Annotated in this window: 17 protein-coding genes; 3 read left to right on the top strand and 14 right to left on the bottom strand. The window is 34.7% G+C overall.

The window, feature by feature from the left end:
• Positions 1-197: 197 nt before the first annotated feature.
• From NZ579_01205 to amrS, 3 genes are all read right to left on the bottom strand, one after another.
• Positions 198-1151, bottom strand: a complete 954-nt coding sequence (locus NZ579_01205) for a radical SAM protein (GenBank protein MCS7298562.1) — start codon at positions 1149-1151, stop codon at positions 198-200.
• 162 nt (positions 1152-1313) lie between these two features.
• Entirely contained in the window at positions 1314-2108 is a 795-nt protein-coding gene (locus NZ579_01200; protein ID MCS7298561.1) for a hypothetical protein, read from the bottom strand.
• 73 nt (positions 2109-2181) lie between these two features.
• Complete coding sequence (gene amrS / locus NZ579_01195; protein MCS7298560.1) at positions 2182-3201, bottom strand: AmmeMemoRadiSam system radical SAM enzyme; 1020 nt, start codon at positions 3199-3201, stop codon at positions 2182-2184.
• A 439-nt stretch (positions 3202-3640) separates the two neighbouring features.
• Here amrS and NZ579_01190 point away from each other — a divergent pair, with 439 nt between their 5' ends.
• Positions 3641-4291: a hypothetical protein gene (locus NZ579_01190; GenBank protein MCS7298559.1), complete on the top strand. Its 651-nt coding sequence runs from the start codon at positions 3641-3643 to the stop codon at positions 4289-4291.
• A 35-nt stretch (positions 4292-4326) separates the two neighbouring features.
• Here NZ579_01190 and NZ579_01185 read toward each other — a convergent pair whose 3' ends face one another.
• The 6 genes from NZ579_01185 to nuoF form a co-directional block, all read right to left on the bottom strand.
• Complete coding sequence (locus tag NZ579_01185; protein MCS7298558.1) at positions 4327-5250, bottom strand: glycosyltransferase family 2 protein; 924 nt, start codon at positions 5248-5250, stop codon at positions 4327-4329.
• A 113-nt stretch (positions 5251-5363) separates the two neighbouring features.
• Positions 5364-6704, bottom strand: a complete 1341-nt coding sequence (locus NZ579_01180) for an SPASM domain-containing protein (GenBank protein ID MCS7298557.1) — start codon at positions 6702-6704, stop codon at positions 5364-5366.
• Positions 6705-7140: 436 nt separating this feature from the next.
• Entirely contained in the window at positions 7141-8574 is a 1434-nt protein-coding gene (locus tag NZ579_01175) for a Ni/Fe hydrogenase subunit alpha (GenBank protein ID MCS7298556.1), read from the bottom strand.
• An 11-nt stretch (positions 8575-8585) separates the two neighbouring features.
• A complete protein-coding gene (locus NZ579_01170) occupies positions 8586-9149 on the bottom strand; it encodes an oxidoreductase (protein ID MCS7298555.1) in 564 nt (187 codons plus the stop codon).
• Positions 9137-9853 carry a bidirectional hydrogenase complex protein HoxU gene (gene hoxU / locus NZ579_01165; GenBank protein ID MCS7298554.1) on the bottom strand — a complete coding sequence of 239 codons (717 nt, stop codon included), beginning with the start codon at positions 9851-9853 and terminating at the stop codon, positions 9137-9139. Before hoxU ends, NZ579_01170 begins: the two co-directional genes overlap by 13 nt.
• 9 nt (positions 9854-9862) lie before the next feature.
• Positions 9863-11524: an NADH-quinone oxidoreductase subunit NuoF gene (nuoF, locus tag NZ579_01160; GenBank protein ID MCS7298553.1), complete on the bottom strand. Its 1662-nt coding sequence runs from the start codon at positions 11522-11524 to the stop codon at positions 9863-9865.
• A gap of 226 nt (positions 11525-11750) precedes the next feature.
• Here nuoF and speD point away from each other — a divergent pair, with 226 nt between their 5' ends.
• Positions 11751-12173 carry an adenosylmethionine decarboxylase gene (gene speD, locus NZ579_01155; protein MCS7298552.1) on the top strand — a complete coding sequence of 141 codons (423 nt, stop codon included), beginning with the start codon at positions 11751-11753 and terminating at the stop codon, positions 12171-12173.
• Positions 12174-12217: 44 nt separating this feature from the next.
• Here the strand turns inward: speD and lpxB are convergent, their stop codons facing one another.
• From lpxB to rimO, 5 genes are all read right to left on the bottom strand, one after another.
• Positions 12218-13369 (bottom strand): lipid-A-disaccharide synthase, encoded by a 1152-nt coding sequence (lpxB, locus tag NZ579_01150; GenBank protein ID MCS7298551.1) that lies wholly within the window; start codon positions 13367-13369, stop codon positions 12218-12220.
• A gap of 208 nt (positions 13370-13577) precedes the next feature.
• Positions 13578-14927 carry a hypothetical protein gene (locus NZ579_01145; GenBank protein ID MCS7298550.1) on the bottom strand — a complete coding sequence of 450 codons (1350 nt, stop codon included), beginning with the start codon at positions 14925-14927 and terminating at the stop codon, positions 13578-13580.
• A complete protein-coding gene (locus NZ579_01140; GenBank protein ID MCS7298549.1) occupies positions 14906-16546 on the bottom strand; it encodes an adenylate/guanylate cyclase domain-containing protein in 1641 nt (546 codons plus the stop codon). Before NZ579_01140 ends, NZ579_01145 begins: the two co-directional genes overlap by 22 nt.
• A 251-nt stretch (positions 16547-16797) precedes the next feature.
• The gene (locus tag NZ579_01135; protein MCS7298548.1) at positions 16798-17448 is read right to left on the bottom strand and encodes a CDP-alcohol phosphatidyltransferase family protein; all 651 of its coding nucleotides are present in this window, start codon (positions 17446-17448) and stop codon (positions 16798-16800) included.
• Complete coding sequence (gene rimO / locus NZ579_01130; protein ID MCS7298547.1) at positions 17423-18796, bottom strand: 30S ribosomal protein S12 methylthiotransferase RimO; 1374 nt, start codon at positions 18794-18796, stop codon at positions 17423-17425. The genes NZ579_01135 and rimO overlap by 26 nt, the downstream gene beginning before the upstream one ends.
• 187 nt (positions 18797-18983) lie before the next feature.
• Here rimO and NZ579_01125 point away from each other — a divergent pair, with 187 nt between their 5' ends.
• Entirely contained in the window at positions 18984-19886 is a 903-nt protein-coding gene (locus NZ579_01125) for a CPBP family intramembrane metalloprotease (GenBank protein MCS7298546.1), read from the top strand.
• Positions 19887-19998 lie beyond the last annotated feature (112 nt).

Here is a 19998-nt window from a genome sequence, read left to right as displayed (position 1 = left end):
TACATTTTTCGGAAGTTTGATTATAAATTCAAATAACAGATCAATAGTAGCTATTGGGGTTATGTTGCATACTATTGAGACTTTTTCAAAGACTATACAAAACAAAAAGATCAGCTTTTGTGAATTTTAGACTTACTAGATAAAGGATAAGTATAGCTATCTCTCTTTAGCTTATTCTATACCGAAAGCAAGAGATTCTATTTCACATAAAAAGGTCTATAAAACTTGTTTCCATTCAGTTCTATTTCTTCAACTTTGTTTTCTGTCATGAGTTTTGTAACTAATTCTCTTGCTCTGAAGAAATCAATACCTTCAGATATAACAATGTCAAGTATTGTCAGTGGCCTTCTTTGCATGATACTCATTATATCTTCCTCAAGTTTTGAATTATCTTTAACAACACTCTCTGGTGAAGAATAATGCCTACTCAAGAATTCAACTTTCGGATAGTAAATTGATATGATCTCTTTGGCTCTCCTTAGTTCCTCTGATGATAAGGATTTTGCGAAAGGATAAGCTCCAGGTCTGTCAACAGTGTTTATCTGAACCATATCGGGTTTTATCATACTACAAGTCTGACCTATCTTGTGTAATTCAACTTCATCATCATTAATGCCTTTCACTAACAGAACTTCAAGTAGCATCTTACCTCTATACTCTTCCCTGAACCTTACAAGTCCTTCTATAACTTTATCTACACTTATTGATCTATCTGGTCTGTTAACCTTGATAAATACATCCTCACTAACCGCATCTAGCGATGGACACACAACATCCGCAAGAGATAATTCTCTTCTAACATCTTCTTCATAAATATTCCCAGAGTGTGTCAAAACAGCAACTGGATATTTATATCTACTCTTTATACTAGATATTATCTCTCCCAATTTGGAGTTTAGCGTTGTCTCACCAGCACCAGTGAGAGTTATGTGATCAACTCTACCGTCAAAAGAACTAAAAAACATATCAAGTTCCTGAAGTATAGTTTCCTTCTTGACATACTCCTTCCTTTGCACTACAGTTTTTTTCGTAATGCCTATCTCACAAAACACGCAATCATAATTACAAATCTTATGAGGCACTAGGTCAATCCCTAAAGACATGCCCAATCTTCTAGATGGTAAAGGACCAAAAACATATTTTAGTTTCATACCCTATAAAAATTTAACATCTCACACTTGCTTTTTCAAATACCATACCGACAGTATAACAGACTATCAAAACAGTCGTCTCATGTTATCTGAAAATTATGAGTAGATTTTTAAACTTCCCCAAAATTAAATAGTCAATCATCAAAATGTGATGTTAAAAATTCATCTATAATATTTTGAGAATCTATCTAACCAAAACTCTGCTAGAGGTCTTACTTCTTCAGAAGTTATTCTTAAAAGTATATAGATCGCTTTCTTTCGCTTGTTTAGAGCGTAATAACTTCTGGCGATATAGACATCAATTAAATCTCTCTGTTCTTGTGTCTCTACTTCCTCCCTTATCACTCTCAACTTCTCAAGTGAGGCCCTATAATCTCTTTTCAGAAAATATTCCCTTATAATTTTACTAAGTCCTAAACTCTTATCCTTATATTCCATAGTATTGTTTGTAGAGATTTCTGCCAAAGATACATTAGTTTGCAAATTTGTTTGTGTCAATACAGTATTCGTCATTATGTTTGTATTTGTATTAACTTGAAGTTTGTTGGTATATAGATTTGTTATGATGTTTGTATTTGTGGGGAATTGAGTTTGAGGTATAACATTTGCTCTTATGTTTTCATAAATGTATTCACCATTTAATACTGGGATGATAACATACTTTTTGTTCGGTTGTAAGCTGTCTGTTATTGAGTATCTACTATCATTGGTTGAATACTTAAGAATACCTAGTATTTGAAAATCCGTTAGGTTAACAGGTCTATTATTTTGTATCGTAAGTTCATTTGTTGAAGAATATACATTATAATACAGACCTCCTATAAGGTTAGTAGGTCCATACCATTGAATTAATATTAAGTTGTTTTCCAGATTCGTTGAAGAAACTAGATTATAAACATAACCAAACGAAGTTGATGCTACAATAAACAGAAAAACGAGTAAGATAAGTCTCTTCATAAGACATATTATAATATATCGTCATCATACTTTGATAAACTTTTTTGTTGATAGATTCTGATTTTCTATTAAACTAGTTCCAAACACCACTAATTACAGTTCCACAATTCGGACACTTTCCCCCTTCCACTCTCATCATCGTCACATCGTGCCACAATCTGGTTATAAGGGGTTCTTTGCAATTTGGGCAGTATGTTGTACTACCTTCACTATACCACACATTACCTGTGTATACATATTTAATTCCCATTCTCAAGGCTATGTTCCTTGCTTCTATAAGTTTCTCTTTCGGAGTATTTGGCAAATTTCTCAACTTATAGTCTGGATGAAATGCCGTAAAATGTAATGGAACACTATCACCTAGGTTTTCCAAAACCCACTCTGACAATCTCTTTATTTCTTCTGTGCTGTCGTTGAGTGTTGGTATTATCAGGTTTGTTATTTCAAACCATACTGTTCCCAGTTCCTTTAGCCTTATTAATGTCTCTTTAACTGGATCTAGGTGCGAAAGAGTTATCTTTTGGTAAAAAGTCTCCGTTATGGCTTTTAGGTCTATGTTCGCTGCGTCAACATACTGATAAACATCATAAAAGGCTTCTCTTGATATGTATCCATTTGAAACCATTACTATCTTTATACCATATTCCTTTGCTATTTTTGCAGTATCTATTATATATTCTCCTATTATTGTTGGCTCATTATAAGTGAATGCTATGCTTGGACATTTGTAATGTATCGCTAGATTTACAAGATTTTCTGGAGGAACATATACACTATTAACTTGATCTATCCTCGCTTTGGATATGTCCCAATTTTGACAGAACAAGCAGCCTAGATTACATCCTGCAGTTCCTAGAGAGAGTATTGGGGTTGATGGTAAAAAGTGAAATAGGGGCTTCTTCTCAATAGGGTCTATATGGATTGCCGCAGGTCTAGCATAGCCGATAGAGTAAAGAACACCTCCTTCATTCTTCCTTATGAAGCAGAAACCAGTTTTCCCATCTCCAATGACACAGTATCTAGGACAAAGATAACATCTCACTTTGCCATCACCTTTCTCCCACCATTTAGCAACAACCTTAGTCTCTACCATATATCCTCCATACTAATTACTATAAATCAACTCACAATATTTGTCAAATCAAATAAAAAAACAATAGTAAATCTAGAATTAAAAACTGATCTACTCGGTAATATCTCCTATCTTGAACTTTTGTATTCTCCTTGACTTTGTTGTCGGCTACTTTCCTGATTGCTATGGAATCCTGTTAAAAAAACAACAAGAAATAACAAGATGTATAAAATTCAGGCATTCAAAAACTATTCTGATTATAAATTAAGCAAATTTATTACAAAATTAAGCATAAATATTTTACTTGTCTAAAAAACAAGCAACAATTCACAGAACTTCAAAAATAAGGAATAGACTTATTTACAAGTATTTTTTGGCATTTATAGAAAAAACTAAAAACAAATTGGCACACTATTTGATACCATGACTAACCAATAACATAAAGAATAGGAGGTATATTATGAAGAGGCTGATATTAGTTCTAGCGATTGTGTGCTTAACAAGCATGGCGTTCGGAGCAAGTTTCTCCGCTTGGGTAGGAATGACGGGCGAAGGCAAATTTGCTTTAAATCCATTTATATATGTTCCTACTTCGTTTGACGGAATTACACTAGACCTTGCAGTTGCGTATGGATTTAGTGGTAACATTGATGTCATAGCAAACTTATCTTCTCTTTCCTTTAGTAGTGCTGGCTTCGGTTGGGGTGGAGCATGGATAATGCCAAGATACGATCTTGGTTCTGCTGGGCTATTACCATATAACATAATAGCACTACAGTTAGGTTATTTAGGTAATTTACTTGCTTCGCTTCAGTATCACACATTGATTAAACCGATTGATATATTCGGAATTGAATTTAACGCAAGTGTAAGCTACTTGGCACCAGATTTCATATCACTAGGAGCTATAATAGCACCAGTCGTGAATATTTTTGGACCTTTAAGCATATACTTTGAGTTTGACCCTAGTTTTGCAATATCCCCAGAATCAGGTTTTGGATACACACTCATAGGTGGTATAGACCTAAACTTCGGTAGCGCTGGAGAGTTAAGCCTAGGATATAACATCACTTCAAGCACGATTGTAGCGTGGTATTTCATCGTATTCTAATCTAACAGGGAGCACTGCTCCCTGCGAATATAAAATTAATAACTCTCAAAAACCAAACTCTTTAAAAATTCCAAGTTCTCTCTGAAAGTGTATTCCTTCAAGAAGATGTCGTAAATCATCTTCGCGACAGCATACGCTATTGAAAATGGCTTAAAAACGATGTAGTAAGGAACAAAATTTTTCTTGAGATATTTGAGGAATGAAACCATCTTCATTATTCTCTTGTGATTTGAGACCTTAAAACTACCACTCTCAAGATGTATTATCCTTGTCTCTCCAAGTAATCCTATCTTATATCCACTTCGTAAGACCCTTATCTGTAAATCTGCCTCTTCAAAATACATAAAAAACCTATCATCAAATCCACCAACTTTCTCTAAAATGTCTCTTCTTATAAACATATCCGCACCAATTATATAATCAACTCTAACAACTCTTTGACTACCAAAAAAGTCTCTTACAAAATCTTTATATTTCTTGTCTTTGAAACTAAACTTGTTCTTCAAACTTCTAGGTAAGAATGGCTTGAGAATATATTCTGTTATACCAACCTTGACAGGAAAGAAATCACCCCAAGACTGAACAAAGTTATCATCTTTATCAACCAAAACAACTCCTATAACACCATACTCCGGATTGCTCTCCATAAAGTCAAACATAACTTTGATTGAGTTTTCAATAAGTATCGTATCTGTATTCAAAAACAGAAGATACTTACCACTAGCATATCTACTCCCGAGATTACACCCCCCAGCGAAACCTAAATTACTTCCACTTTCAATTATTACAACTTGAGGAAAACTATTCATAACAGCCTCAACAGTCCCATCCCTAGAATCATTATCAACAAGTATTATCTCGTAGTCCAAATCCTTTGTCTTATCTAGTATGGAGTTTATACAGTTCAGAGTAATATCTCTGGTTTTGTAACTTACCAGTATCACACTAACATCTTTCATAATGTCAGCCCTTCGCAAATTCTCTTCATATTTATTATAAACTCTTACCACTCACTGATTGCTAATAGGTTAAATGATTTATCAAAACCAAAACTCCAGTTGAACTATATTTTTCAAAGGTCAAACTGATCCCATATAACGCATCTTCCGCATATACCTGAAAAATCATTTATAAAGTGCTTTTTCAAAACATCTGCTTTTCTATTAGCAATATCCTTAACATCTTCATTCAATACATTACCAATGATGTTATCCAACCTTGTATCGTTCAAACAAAGTGCAACATCCCCGTTTGGTAGAATTACCAAAGTTGTATGTAGTTTATAGCAAGGAAGCCTGTATGGTAGAATTGTATTGACTGCAACTATTTCTTCTATTTGAGGTCTTTGTATTATCAAGTTCAAATTCTTGTATTCCTTATGAAAAGAAGGTAAAATATCATCATTATATTTGCTTCTGACAAATTTTACATAAAGTCTCGTTGGGTCAATCTTGAGTAGTTCGTTTAGATTAGACATTACCTTGTCGTAGTCAAGTTCTTTAAGTGTTTCAAATCCTTCTTTCCTGTTGCTAGGTATATCAACGAAGATGCTAAAAAACGGATATCCTTTGAAACCTTTTGTATCTCTAGTCTCCGAGTAAATTTCCTTTAGAGTGTCAGGAAGTTCGGGCAAAGAGGTGCTTAAAATGAAACTGATTTCACTTTTTTTGTAGTTTAGAATTTCTTTGATAATCTGATTGAATCTCGGATTATAAATAGGTTCGTTGAATGCCCCTAGCATTACTCCAAGGGTTTTTGAATAATCTACGACTTTATTGATTATCTTCCTAAAACTTTCTTCCGTTATGTTTTCAACTTCTTTACCCCAAGATGGAGTGTATTTTGTATTGACTTTGACGTTGGAAATCTCAATGTAATAAAAGGACGGTATCTCTGTGATGATAAAAGGTTTGGAAGAAATTAAACTCACTAACTGTTCCACAACATTACTAGAAAAATCAATCTCATCAACAACTCTTTCAAACATCTCCCTACCTTTATAAGTTCTTAAGTCAAAATCCCATCTATACATCCTTATATCTCTATCTAAAATATCAACAAAATACAAAGACTCATCAAGCTCAGTAGATGATAAGATGTTTCTTAAAGGTTTATCAATTTTCTTATACTTCTCTAGAACTTCGGTGAGTAATTTTGTATCCCAAACTTCAAACTCCATATACTCTGGAAGATTTGCAATAAATAATATCTCTCCTCTTTCCTTTGAGAGTCTATCAATAATAGAGACATCTAGAAAAGCGGATGAATTCCAAGTTACCACCACTCTATCCAAGTCCTTCAAGGACGCTTTCAAACTCTCGTAGTTAGGTTCTACGAATATCTTTTGATATGGTAGTTTATCAAACAGATGATTCTGATAGTCCGTATCTTTTATCACCACCAGAGGAAGCATAAAGAGATTATATGTTTTGCTAGTCTTTGATTGCGAATTTGAATTAACATCAAGGAATTTCTATCCTATCATTTACTCTTTTCTCGCTGAATAATCTAATCTTTAATCTACATCCTAATAGAGACAAACATAATATCTAACCTCCTCATTAGCGGAACAATCTAATCTCTGTCAAGCCTTTTAGCAGGAATAAACTAAAGTTTTTACTGTTTGTTTTTTGCTAGCAGATTGGGATCACTTGTGATCCTACTATCTTTTAGTTGAGTTACTTGACCTTTTTATTGACACTTCTGTTATTGGAAGAACAAGTGTATTAAGTCCTCGTTCCTAGGTTTATGTTTGTCCCAACAACAGCCATCTTACAATTATCTCTAACTTCGCAGTAGAATAACTTGTATAACTTACTTCTTATGCTTTACCAACAAAATGTTTTAGACTAATCTCTAGTTATTGTCTTTATAACATTTCCTTTTGGATCAATCACTTCAACCTTCAATGGCATCTGACCGATTGCGTGTGTTGAGCAAGATAAGCAAGGATCGTAGCATCTTATACCTGCTTCTATTCTGTTGAGTATTCCTTCTTTTATTTCTCCGTTTCCGTTCTTTAAGTACGCTTTAGCAATCTGAAGGACAGTTTTATTCATTGCTAAGTTATTCTGACCCGTTGCTATTATGAGATTAACTTTCTGTAGAACTCCGTTTTCATCAACCCAGTATTGATGGAATAGAGTTCCTCTTGGTGCCTCGGATACTCCAACGCCTATTTCTTTATTAACACCACCTTGAGCCCTTACTTTTCCTTTATAGATTATTGGATTCTGGACTATCTCCTCTATTTTCTCAATACAGTGCACTATCTCTATCAATCTTGCGTAGTGATACAAAAAGGAACTTGTTACTACTCCTGTTGGTGATAGAGATTTAAACTCTTTTAACTCCTTATCAGCCAAAGGTGTTCCCATACTTTCAGAAACATTTAACCTCGCTAAAGGTCCAACTCTATACATTCCCTCTGGAAACCCAAAAGCCTTCAGATATGGGAATTTCAGGTATGAATGGTTAGAACTCGCTTCTCCTATGTATTCATAGTATTTTCTAGGATCAACTTTGTCAAAAACTATATTACCATTTGAGTCAACAACTCTCAACAAGCCATCATGATGGTTGAATGAACCATCCTCATTAACGAGTCCCATGAAGTAACTTGGAAAATTACCGAAGTTTTCAACTAGATCCTTATTCTCATCGATATACCTCTTGAAGAACTCAAGTCCAATCCTTACGGTTTCTTTTACCTCTGGCATCCAATCAAGGATTATCTGCTTCTTATCCTCTGACAAAGGTTCTCTTACACCACCTGGCACAGCCCAAGCGGGATGTATTTTCTTACCACCTAGCATTTCAATAACATCTTGTCCAAACTTTCTAAGTCTGATTCCTCTCCTTGCAAGGTCTGGATACTTCTCTATCACACCGAATATGTTTCTCTTTGCCGGGTCAGAGTCAAAACCTAGTAGAAAGTCTGGTGATGATAGATGGAAGAAACTCAAAGCATGCGACTGTGTAAGTTGTGCTGAATTCATTAGGTATCTTAAGAGTCTAGCAGCTTCTGGAACTTCCACACTCATTATGTCATCACCAGCCCTAGCCGATGCGAGCAAATGACTTACAGGACATATACCGCATATCCTCTGCGTTATCCCGGGCATTTCGGTAAACATCCTGCCTTCGCAGAACTTCTCAAATCCTCTTACCTCAGTAACATGAAATTGAACGTCATCAATACCACCATCTTCGTTTAGGTATATACTTATTTTAGCGTGTCCTTCTATCCTAGTGACTGGATCAAGAATTATTCTTTTTGTCATAGGTCACCTCCTTAACCGTATCTATAATGTTCTTTTGAAAACTCTGGTTCCTTGCCTTCAAGAAGGCATTTTATAGTATACCAAATTGAGTCTGCTGAAGGAGGACAACCAGGCATAAAATAATCCACTTTCACAACATGAGATATAGGAACGACTTTGTTAAGTAGCCTTGGAACGACTACTCTGTCGGATGGTATCATCTGGTTATGTGTTGCTTTGTCAAGATACACTGAGTTTAACACATCGTCAGTCTTGAATAGGTTTCTGTAAGAAGGAACGTTCCCAGTTACTGCACAATCACCAAATGCAACAAGTATCTTACTTCTCTCTCTCACAAGTTTCAAAACCTCAACATTATCTGTATTAACAACCGCACCTTCAACTAAAGATATATCAACTTCTGGATAATCTTGATACTCTTTTACAGGAGTGTGTAGCTTCCAATCTGTTATTGGAGAGGACATAATTTCAGCAACTTGAGCAAGTTCTATAAGCCTCTCATCTAGATCCAAAAATGACATATGACAACCTGAACAACCACCGAGCCAAACAGTGCCAATCCTTACCTTACCCATATTTTAGCCTCCCTACCTTCAAGGATTCTTTCTAGGAAAGATCTATCCTTTATCATTTCTGAAGTTGTAGCAGTTTTTTCAAATAATGCCCCAACAGGACAAACTTGAACACATTTACCACATTGAGTGCATTCCTTAACCTGACCCCAAGGTTCGTCAAGACCAGAAATGACTCTTACATTTATTCCCCTACCCTTAAGGTCCCAAACATGAGCTCCCTCAACCTCATCGCAAACTCTTATACATCTAGTGCATTTGACACATTTGCTTTGGTCCATTACGTATCTAGGATGCGAAGCGTCTATTTGGAACAACTGCCACAAATAGTCAAATCTTACACTCTCCATCCCTACCATGTAGCCTAGGTTCTGTAATTCACAGTATCCGTTCACAACACAGGAAGCACAGATATGATTACCTTCAGCGAAAAGCAGTTCCACTATCATCCTACGATAATTTCTTAATTTTTCACTATCTGTATAAACTACCATTCCCTCCTGAATTTTGGTAGTGCATGCAGGAACAAGTTTTGGAATTCCCTTTACTTCAACTAGACAGAGCCTACAAGCCGCAACTGGTGTAAGACCTTTCAGATCACATAGAACCGGTAGAGATATTTTATTCTCTTTGATGATATCAAGAATCGTTTGTCCTTCTCTACCAGTGCATTGAATATCATTAATAGTTAAAGTTAAGACACTCATAAATCCTCCTTACAGATAAGTATTAACAACATCAAACTGTTTAACTTCACAAACATTAGCAATACATCTTCGTTCATTTATATGTGCCAAGTATTCTTCCTCAAAATACATTATTGAACTCAAAACAGGATTCGGTGCAGTTTGTCCAAGACCGCACAAACTCATCTCACGAACCATATACGCAAGGTCTTTAAGGTTTTGATAATCTCTCATTGTTGCTCTGCCGTCTGTTATCTTTTGGAGTATATCCTTCATAATAACTGTTCCAACTCTACAAGGAATACACTTTCCACAGGACTCGTCAGCACAGAATTCCATAAAGAATTTTGCAACATCAACCATACAAGTGTTTTCATCCATAACTATAAATCCACCAGACCCCATTATAGATCCAACTTCCCTAAGACTTTCATAATCAACAGGTAGATCAATGAACTTCTCTGGAATACATCCTCCAGAAGGACCTCCCGTTTGAACAGCTTTGAACTTCTTACCTCCTTGAATACCTCCACCTATCTCGTATATCATCTCTCTTATTGTTACACCCATCGGCACCTCAACAAGACCTGTGTTGTTTATCTTCCCCGCAAGAGCAAAAACTTTTGTTCCTTTACTTTTTTGAGTCCCGATACTAGCGAACCAATCTCCACCGTTATTGATTATCGCATAAATGTTGGCATAAGTTTCTACATTATTTATCAATGTAGGATAGCCCCAGAGACCCTTTTCGGCAGGAAATGGTGGTCTCTGTCTTGGCATTCCTCTCTTACCTTCTATTGAAGCAAGCAAAGCAGTCTCCTCACCACACACGAAAGCACCAGCACCTACTCTGATGCTTATATCAAAACTAAAGTTAGTTCCCATTATGTTAGTTCCAAGTAACCCTGCTCTTCTTGCATCCCTTATCGCTTTGGAAAGTCTTTCTATCGCCAGAGGATACTCCGCTCTTACATATATAAATCCTTGAGATGCTCCAACTGCATACGCTGCTATAGTCATACCTTCAAGCAATCTATGAGGCATACTCTCCATAACGCTTCTATCCATAAACGCACCAGGGTCTCCTTCATCTCCGTTACACACAACAAATTTAGTCTCAGAAGGTTGTTTTGACACAGTCTCCCACTTTATTCCTGTTGGAAATCCTGCTCCTCCCCTACCTCTTAACCCACTCTTTTTAACCTCTTCTATCACATCCTGCCTACTCATCTCCAGAAGAGACTTTGCAAGCGCTGTGTAACCCCCAAAAGCAATATATGAATTTAGGTCGGCAGGATCAACATTACTAAAGTCTTTCAGAACAATATAGAACTGCTTTCTGTAGAACGGATCATCTGCTCTCATTACTCCATCTTCCCTAGGAGTTCTCTTAACAAAATGTCTCTCCACTATATCTGCGACATTTTCAACAGAAACATTAGTGTATATAATCCCTTCCGGTTCAATTTTAACAAGAGGCCCCTTACCACAAAGACCAAGGCAACCAACATTCACAACAGCAACACTATCCTTTAAGTCGTACTTCGCCAAAACATCCTCAACTATCTTCTTAAAAGAGACACTACCTAATGAGTGACAACTCGCACCCCCACATATCAATATCCTATGCTTATACTTACTCAAAACATCGTTTTGCTTCTGGTATATATCCTTTAGTTCCTCTACATTCATAACAAACTCCTACAACTACATCAAAATTTTATTAATTACATCTCATACCTTTGTATGGTCATTAAAAATTATACCAAACTTGTATATTTTACTAGAACTGATCTCTAACTCTTATGGAAAACTAGAAACTTGTTAGACAAAACAAATTTTTTAGTGAATTTGAGAGTAGGTAAAAACTTTATTAAAATTCTACCTATAAAAATTTTTAGGGAGGTGAGAGGTAGAGATGGAAAGGATAAACTCTCTTGGTAGGCATTTGCTTGTTGAGTATTACGATTGTGATGCAGATGTGCTTGACAGTGTTGAACAGATTAGTGCTGCTATGGTCAAGGCAGCAGAACTATCAGGAGCGACAGTTATAAACAACACTTTTCATCACTTTAGTCCCTTTGGTGTTAGCGGAGTGGTAGTTATTGCAGAATCACACTTATCCATACACACATGGCCCGAATACGGATTTGCTGCTGTTGATCTCTTTACTTGCGGGGATGATGTTGATCCTTGGATAGGGTTCAACTATCTAAAGGATGTCCTAAAGTCAAAATATTTCACAGTTATGGAAATGCGAAGAGGTCTCATTGAAACAAAAAATGGAAAACTTTTATTCAAACCAGTATCTTCAGAACAATTATCTCATAACAGAATATGACTGGATAGGATACCTATAACAAATCTGAAGAGAATAAACTTCAATTAAGAAGATAAATTATCAACTACTATTTTAACAATCCTATCAACGGTTCCTGAACTATCCACTAGTTTTTTGACTCTGTTTTCTAGATTTATATAAGTATCTCTATCGTTAAAGATCTTTTCAACATACTTTACTATGACCTTGGCATTAACATCATCTTGTAGTAGTTCAGGAAATAATTTCTCTCCTAGGAGTATGTTAGGTAAGGATATATACTTTGCTTTCACTAATCTCTTACCTATTTCAAATGTTAGCCTTGATACTTTATAAACAACTATTGTTGGCTTTTTAAGTAAGGCAAGTTCTAGCGTTATAGTTCCTGATGCCGAAACTGCAAGGTCACAAACATCTAGTAAAGCATAATCGTTGTTGTTATCAAAAACTTTCACAGTATTCTCCAATTTCATATCCCCAATCATTCCAACTATGTAATCTCTATAAGTAGGATGTGCTATGATCGTGTAGAATTCCACTCTAGTAGGGTCTATACTCGTTTCACCTGATAAAATCAGTTTGACAACATCTAAAATAGGTCTCAAAAGCGTTCTAACCTCTTGTTCTCTACTACCGGGCAAGAGAAGAATTTTTTTAGTTCCTTCTTTAAAGAAATTTTTGTATTTATCCTTTGAAGAGTAGTTTCTTGAAATTCTGTCAATAAATGGTAGCCCTACATATACAGCACCATCTGAAACTTGTTTATAAATATCATAGTCATTTCTAAAAGTGCATATTATTTTATCGCAGTATTTAGCAACTTTATACTTCGTATTCTCCCCCCAAACTGATACCATCGGCGGAAAATAGTAAAATACTTTCAAGCCAAGTTCCTTTGACACTCTCGCAAGTAGTATGTTAAAACCTTGATTATCTACAAGAAACACTAAATCTGGCTTATTATCCTTAAGATACCTTTTCACTCTACTAAGTAAGAAGAGTTTGTAAGGAACGAATTTTAGCGATTCAACAAAACCTACCGAACTCGTTATACTCTCATCAGTTTTAGTTATATTAACCATTCCTGCTTCCTCCATCTTCCTGCCCCCTATTCCAACACACTCTACACCAACTTTTGTAAGTTCCCTTATTACCTCAGAAGCACTTAGATCACCAGAAACTTCACCAGCCGAGAAGAAAACTCTCATCTTTCTCATAAGTTCATTTTCTATGATTTTTAGATTACTTTTCTAGAAACCTTAAAACATAAACTTCTAGTGAAATCAAGCCTATCCCTACTAGAAATGAGTATCTCTCACTTCATAGCGAATTTCTATCCTAGATGAGAATATGTCAGGAACTTCAAAATATAATTTCTAAAATGTAATCTGGAACAAATTTATATTAGATGGAATGTATGAAATACTACCTACTCACCATAACTATATCCATAGGAAGTAATGTCTGATTGGTAAGATAGGTTATTCTACTAACAACATAGAAACCATCTGAATAGATACCTACTCCCCTAGCGAAAGGTTCTTTTGCACCTTGTTTGAAAAATGATAAACTGTATGAACTGTTAGTAAATTCTTCTTTTAGCACAACAAGAATATTCGTCTTGTCTCTACTATCAACAACACAACCATCTGCATTCCTAAGGCTTCTTAAATAAGACATTACAAAATAATTCAGAGTTCCTAATTTTTTGATAAGATAAGAGTTAGTAGCATTGAAATGGTCTAGATACCTTCTTGTAATACTCTCGTATAGAACCAAAATTCCCTCATAAATATCTTCTTGACTTCGGATTGCTGATGGAAGAGAGTTAGTGAATGGTATCTTGCTAATCTCATCCATTATCAGTTTCCTATTCAGTATCCTCTCAACAATCTCATTCACATAATTTGATATTTCACTATCAAGAAGTGGTAATTCATATAGATTGCTGTAGTTGTACCTTGTAGGTTTAGTATTATCAATTATACTAATTACTCTCTGATCTTTAAATATAGGATTATATCTCATCGTCAAAGTATCTACTAGATTGCTAAAATACTCGTTCTGATAGTTAAGATATCTGTTGTAATTTGATACAAGAGTTCTTAAATTTTTTTGATTGTATCTTCTTTCTTTGGAAACCTCTATATCAACTATCCTCCTTTGAGATACCAACAGTTCAGGTGATAGAGCCAAAATTTGAGGTTTTAACTCTTGAACCGCTCTTCTCAATTCCTGTATGTTTGATATCCTTTCTTCTATAAGACTATCATAATAATTACTTATCCTCCCCAAAGATGATGCAAAATTGTTGCTAATATTCTTAAGAACCTTCGCTATACTGTCTTCAGATATATCAGTTCTACTCAAGGTCAAAAACACTTCCTTATCCAGTCTATCTTTCTGAAATTCTATCTCAAGATTTCTTAGGAACTCAAGATTTTTTATATCTCTCTGGTATGATTGTATGTAAGACAGTTTGTCATAGTAACTATTTACCATATCCTCTGCTGATAAATCCTTGAGTTCTTTCTGACCTATATCAACATCATAGGATCTTCTAGAGATGCTATCCATAACGAAATAGGTTGCTATTCCTATAAGTAGGAAAATGAGAAACACAACAGGTATGATATAATTTTTGTTTGATTTGGTTTTCTCAAACTCTTCCTCCAAATTGTATATATTTTCAGACCTTGTCTTTGATTTAATTTCATGTTTAAGAAAATATCTTACTATTTCTTTTGAACTTCCTATTTTTCTTTCATCTCCCATACACCACCCCATCCCTGAGGAGCAACTCCTACTCTCGTTCTTTCAATGAAAATATCAACAAAAGGTAAATTTACTGAAGCAAATATATTATAAGCCTCTTTCCAATTTCCATCGTAGTATAACTTAAGTGCTTTTGAAAACATCTCAAACTCCCTCTTCATACTATCAGAAATTTCATTCTCAAATATAGGCAAGTATATTCTTCTTGATTCCTTCTTACCCTTAACAGCAACGTTATCAATCTCTAGGAATATTATATCCGACTTATAGTATGGCATATTTTCAACATCATTTTTAACATACTCTGAAACTATAACAGGTAGTTTGTAGTATTTTGTAAGCCCCTCTAGTCTTGAAGCAGAATTTACGGCATCTCCTATAACTGTGTTAGTCATCCGCTCGTAAGAACCGACATTTCCATAGAATATCTCACCACCATCTATACCTACACCTACTTCTATCATAACAGCCTTGTATATCTTCTCCTCCTCTTCGGTTAAGTATCCTTTCATAGAAATTAAATCATCCCTCACTCTTTTCATATCATCTCTAAGCATCTTAGCGGCTCTCTGAATATCGTAAGCAGATTTAATAGCATCATAGGATTTACCCTTATCACTTATAAGCCCGAATACCACCAGAAGAGCATCTCCTATTATGGATATTACCGAACCGTTGTTTTGAACGATCTTACTTATAGCGTTGCTGTAGTGTAGATTAAGAAGGTTTATTATGTTGTTACCAAGAGTTTCTGTCATGAATGTAAAACTTCTTATGTCAGAGAATAAAATTGATAATTCTTTTGTATGTCCTTCTAGTCTTACCTCCTTTTCTTGATAGACCTTCATAACAGTATCCTTATTTACAAACCTCTTAAATATATCAAGAAGAGTGTTTATGAGAGATGAGAGTGAATTGAAAGACATCGCAAGGAATGTTATATCGTTGTTGTCCGCTTTGCTGACATCTATAATTCCAAGTTGCTCTTTTTCTACCATTTCAAGTATTGAATTGGTTATCTTTCTTATGTACCTCAGAATGTAGAAAACAACTATCAGTCCAAGTCCAAACATTATAAGAGTTATTCCAACAACAATCAGGGAGATGTTGAAAAAAACTCTCCTTGAGTATTCATAAAACTCATTTTCATTCTCAGCCCTTACGATATGAAAGTTGAATTTCTGGTTGAATTTGTAAAAACCAAAATACTTATTACCGTTTATCATAAATTCAACAGAACCTTCAAGGTTAGTAAGAGTAGTAATAGAGATATTAGTTATCTCAAAAGTTGATGAGGAAAATATAATTTTATTGTTTGATATTCCAATACAAACTGAACCTTTATTCTCAAAAGTATTAATACTCCTTGCCACTATGTTTGAGAATGCTTTCTCAAAATTACCGGTATTCACAAAAAGGTCATACTGATTGTTTGCGTAGTTGTATATCAACCTTAAGTCATTTGCTAATATCTTTTTGGACTGATTAACTATCTCAACATTGTTAAGAGACAAGTTTATATAATTCGTGATCAGGTTTGAAAACAAGATGAATATAGAAAAGATTATAGCAATCCTTAAAGGAGTGGACTTAATCTTTAAGTTTGAAAACCTTCTCACACTTTACCTCATACAGTTTTGATTATAACCAACAATGAAATGTAAATGCAATATACACTAGTTTTTACTCTCAACGAAGTCCAGAATCCTTTTGAGAGATTTTACAACTATTAATGAAGATACAAGGACAAAAAACTAAAGATAATATTGCTAACGGGATTATCAGATTAAAAGTATCAAGCACAAAACCAATTTACATCGGTTTCTAGACATTTACTGTTTTACCCTATCAACCCTTGATTCACACTATCTTACCTTTCATCGGTTCTTGATACCTTAACTGACCTCAAGAATCCTTTCACAAACAAAACGATGTAATCAATACCAGAAATTATAGTAACTAAAACCATCAACAACATAGTGTAGTAAGGTATTAAACCTAACAACCCAAGATTAGATAGTATAGATTCCTTTGAAAGTTCTTTGAAAATGAAGTTGATTACCAACATATAAACTAGTATTGAGATAATACTTACAAACTGTATTGTCGTTTTAAGTTTTGCGAAAAATGTTGTAGGTATCGGAAAGCCATTTCTATCCGATATCGGCTTCAGTATTGAGACTAAAACATCTCTGAAAAGTATGATGAAGAAGAAGTAGAGTGGTATCATCAAATAATCAACAAGAGAAATCGCTAAAAGTGTTCCTAAAACTAAAAACTTATCTGCTATCGGGTCAAGTATAAAACCAAACTTTGTCTGAAGGTTATACTTCCTTACTATCATCCCATCAAAAGCATCAGTTAGAGCACCAAGAACAAAAAGTATAAGTGCAACAACAATGTTTATAATTCCGCCACTGCTTATTAGTATGAATATTATAGGAAACAGTAATATCCTTAACGATGTAAAAATATTTACCAAAGCAACCTTGAGTTTAGATCGTTCTTGCGTACAAGTCATAACCTACAACCTTTACCACAAAAGCATCAACAACATCACCTTTACTCAATTTTCTCGTTGATACAAGATGTATTGCACCATCAATTTCAGGTGAGTTAATTTCGGACCTTGCTATGTAATTTCTATCATCAAGGACAGTATCAATCATAACCTTCTTAACCTTGCCAACTAACTTCCTCAATTCCTCTTCGGTAATCTTCTGTTGTATCCTAAGAAGAGTATTCCTCCTTCTAGACTTTGTTGATTTAGGTATATTATCATTCATTGAGAAAGCATAAGTTCCTTCCTCGTGAGAGTATGTAAATACACCCATCCAATTAAACCTAATATTACCAACGAATTCCTTTAGCTCCTCAAACTCTTCCTTTGTTTCTGAAGGAAAACCTACAATAAATGTAGTTCTTATTGCAACATCTTTGACCTTCTCTCTAATCCTACTTATAAGTTCAACGTATCTCTCCTTATTACCCCCCCGTCGCATAAGTTTGAGTATCCTATCGCTTACATGCTGTAAAGGAATGTCAAAATATTTACAGACTTTACTCAGACCTGCTACTGCATCAATAAGTTCATCACTAACTTCTGTTGGATAAAGATAATGTAATCTAATCCATTCTAAACCATCTACTTGATTGAGTCTTTCAAGAAGTTCTACCAGTCTTGGCTTACTGTAGATATCAATTCCGTAATTACTCGTATCCTGTGAAACCAGTATGACTTCTTTAATACCATTATCCACTAAAAACTTTGCTTCATCAACTATACTTTGTATTGTTCTACTTCTTTGCTTTCCTCTTATGAGGGGGATAGCACAGAAAGAACAAGTGTGATTACATCCTTCGGATATTTTCAGGTATGCGTAGGGGAATTCTGAATTTACAACCCTTTCAAAATTTCTATCCGAAAATATTATATCGTTATACTCTTTTGTTGTATCTAATATCTTTCCGTTATGTTTTCCGTTTAGAGTGTCTAATAAAACAAGATAGTCTTTAACACCCGATATAAAGTCTATCTCTGGTATCTCCTTTATTAATTCCTCTTTGTATCTCTCTGCAAGACATCCAAAGACTACAAGTTTTTGAGGTACTTGCCTTTTCTTGTTGAGTTCTTCTTTCATTCTTGCATATGTCAGTATGTAGTCAATAGACTCTTGCTTGGCATCCTCTATAAAACCACATGTATTAACCATAATTATATCTGCTTCTTCTGGAGATTCAGTGATATTCGCTCCTTTTGTCTTGAGAACGTAAGCAACTCTCTCAGAATCTACTACATTTTTAGCACAACCAAGTGTCTCTATGAAGACTTTTTTTGAGACTATTTTTGAATTATTCAAATCCAACATAACTTGTATGTATTTTAAAGTAGGATAAAATATCTTTTCTAGAAAAGTCCTAGACAGGCCTGAAATTATGAAGTAATATTGCGTATAAGCCAACTAGAATTGAAGATGACATACATATAGATTTGAAAAAAACTTATGATTTTTGAAAGGGTAAGAATTAGGTTTATATAATTCTGAGGGGTTGTTTATGAACAGAAAAATCATCATCTTCATTGTAATTTCATTTACATTTAGTTGGCTTGTATCTCTTGCAATATGGATACCAGGTATCAACAAAGGTGAAAATAGACTAATCCTAACCCTATTAGGAGTAGTCTACATGTTTGGTCCAGCCATAGGTGCGATAGTATCTCAAAAAGTTAGTGGAGAAAAAGTCTTATCACTAGGTGTTAGTTTTAAACCTAACATCTGGTGGTTGATAGGAATATCTCTAACCTTAGCAATATCTCTACTTAACATAATTATATCTCATCTACTAGGTTCGGGCTTTAATTCAAATTGGGAGCAATTTAAAGAGAGTTTATACCTTATGTATGGTAAAGACCAGGCATCAGGCTCTATCCTGGGGCCGGTAGATAAATTAGGAAAGTTATTTAATTACAATGTATTTATATTCTATTTATTTTCTATAATTATGGGAGTTATAGCAGGTTTAAGTTTGAACTCTATTATTGCTTTTGGAGAGGAACTGGGTTGGAGAGGATTAATGTACAACGAACTCAAGGATAGCGGATTTGTAAAATCATCTTTTCTGATAGGTCTTACTTGGGGCGTCTGGCATGCACCTATAATATCACTAGGACACAACTTTCCAATGCATCCTTTTGAGGGAATATTTATGATGATAGTATTTTGTATCGCTATGTCTTTCATTATGAACTACTTTAGATACAGATCAAACTCAGTTGTGTTATCTTCTATGATGCACGGAACATTCAATGGAGTAGCAGGACTATATATTTACACGAATTACCTCAAGAACGATATTCTCTATAATATCACTGGAGTTTCAGGAATAATAGCAATTATTTTAGTGTTATTATTCATATTAATCTTTGACAGAAGCATTCTCAAAGAAAAACTACAATAATAACAAAGTGAAGACTTTAATAAACTCTGAAACTCACAACTAGGAGTAATCACCGCTTATCCTTTCACAACAAGTACCCAAGAGATTTAGCATAGAGTGAAATTTTAGTACT

Source organism: Spirochaetota bacterium (assembly GCA_025061835.1).
GTDB lineage: Bacteria > Spirochaetota > Brevinematia > DTOW01 > DTOW01 > SKYB106.
Note: the sequence above shows the minus strand (reverse complement) of the source record. Positions and strands in the feature narration are given on the sequence as shown.

What these genes read in the sequence shown, in the direction of transcription:
- NZ579_01205 (MCS7298562.1), bottom strand. Translation starts at nt 1,151, where the DNA reads ATGAAACTAAAATATGTTTTTGGTCCTTTACCATCTAGAAGATTGGGC.
- NZ579_01200 (MCS7298561.1), bottom strand. Translation starts at nt 2,108, where the DNA reads ATGAAGAGACTTATCTTACTCGTTTTTCTGTTTATTGTAGCATCAACT.
- amrS (MCS7298560.1), bottom strand. Translation starts at nt 3,201, where the DNA reads ATGGTAGAGACTAAGGTTGTTGCTAAATGGTGGGAGAAAGGTGATGGC.
- NZ579_01190 (MCS7298559.1), top strand. Translation starts at nt 3,641, where the DNA reads ATGAAGAGGCTGATATTAGTTCTAGCGATTGTGTGCTTAACAAGCATG.
- NZ579_01185 (MCS7298558.1), bottom strand. Translation starts at nt 5,250, where the DNA reads ATGAAAGATGTTAGTGTGATACTGGTAAGTTACAAAACCAGAGATATT.
- NZ579_01180 (MCS7298557.1), bottom strand. Translation starts at nt 6,704, where the DNA reads ATGCTTCCTCTGGTGGTGATAAAAGATACGGACTATCAGAATCATCTG.
- NZ579_01175 (MCS7298556.1), bottom strand. Translation starts at nt 8,574, where the DNA reads ATGACAAAAAGAATAATTCTTGATCCAGTCACTAGGATAGAAGGACAC.
- NZ579_01170 (MCS7298555.1), bottom strand. Translation starts at nt 9,149, where the DNA reads ATGGGTAAGGTAAGGATTGGCACTGTTTGGCTCGGTGGTTGTTCAGGT.
- hoxU (MCS7298554.1), bottom strand. Translation starts at nt 9,853, where the DNA reads ATGAGTGTCTTAACTTTAACTATTAATGATATTCAATGCACTGGTAGA.
- nuoF (MCS7298553.1), bottom strand. Translation starts at nt 11,524, where the DNA reads ATGAATGTAGAGGAACTAAAGGATATATACCAGAAGCAAAACGATGTT.
- speD (MCS7298552.1), top strand. Translation starts at nt 11,751, where the DNA reads ATGGAAAGGATAAACTCTCTTGGTAGGCATTTGCTTGTTGAGTATTAC.
- lpxB (MCS7298551.1), bottom strand. Translation starts at nt 13,369, where the DNA reads ATGAGAAAGATGAGAGTTTTCTTCTCGGCTGGTGAAGTTTCTGGTGAT.
- NZ579_01145 (MCS7298550.1), bottom strand. Translation starts at nt 14,927, where the DNA reads ATGGGAGATGAAAGAAAAATAGGAAGTTCAAAAGAAATAGTAAGATAT.
- NZ579_01135 (MCS7298548.1), bottom strand. Translation starts at nt 17,448, where the DNA reads ATGACTTGTACGCAAGAACGATCTAAACTCAAGGTTGCTTTGGTAAAT.
- rimO (MCS7298547.1), bottom strand. Translation starts at nt 18,796, where the DNA reads ATGTTGGATTTGAATAATTCAAAAATAGTCTCAAAAAAAGTCTTCATA.
- NZ579_01125 (MCS7298546.1), top strand. Translation starts at nt 18,984, where the DNA reads ATGAACAGAAAAATCATCATCTTCATTGTAATTTCATTTACATTTAGT.